This window comes from Anoxybacillus thermarum, assembly GCF_000836725.1.
GTDB lineage: Bacteria > Bacillota > Bacilli > Bacillales > Anoxybacillaceae > Anoxybacillus > Anoxybacillus thermarum.
This window is the reverse complement of sequence record NZ_JXTH01000152.1, coordinates 1-640: the sequence shown is the minus strand read 5'-3', so window position 1 is coordinate 640 and position 640 is coordinate 1. Positions and strand designations below refer to the sequence as shown.

Genomic DNA, 640 nt, shown 5'->3' with positions numbered 1-640 from the left:
GTTTTCATGTTAGCGTTAAAATGATGTTAACAGTTGTTAAAAAATGATGTAGGAGGTAGGTAGTATGTCTGGCATGGTTCGTATAAATACGCGGATTAGTAAGACGTTAAACGATTGGCTTGACAAGCGTTCAAAAGAGACTGGAGTTCCTAAATCTACGCTTGTTTTTCTTGCTATTGAGCATTACATGCAACAACAGAAGGCAATGGATATGGCTGAAGGTTTGACAAGCGTTGTTGAAGCTGGCAAGGGGTTAGAGAGCAAGATAGACGCGCAACTGCTGAAACAGCGGAGCGAATCGGAATGACGAGCGGAGCAAAGCGAAGCGTCCCTTGATCGCTGGGTGGCTCCCTTTGGTAAGCGTTGCCGAGGTGCGCGGGAGCGTTTTTTCCCCGCGCGCCTCGCCCTTTAGGGTTTCCAAAGGGAGCAGGGCCCCAGTGTCAAGGGCGTCAATGGAGAGTAGCGGAGCGTTGGCAGTGCACTATATATTAACTTGATTTTAAAGAAACATTACGAGAAAAATTGGGGAGGTTAGGACATGGAAAGACTTGCGGAGTATAAGCGTCGGTATTGGGAGGCTATGAACGCGTCACGATCGCGACGTGATTTTCTATTGTCGGACATCATGACGGACATGGAA

The 640-nt window shown here is 47.7% G+C and carries 1 protein-coding gene; it reads left to right on the top strand.

Annotated features, from left to right (window positions below; translation table 11 throughout):
* Positions 1-64 precede the first annotated feature (64 nt).
* Entirely contained in the window at positions 65-307 is a 243-nt protein-coding gene (locus tag LH47_RS14870) for a hypothetical protein (RefSeq protein WP_043968822.1), read from the top strand.
* Positions 308-640: the final 333 nt, after the last annotated feature.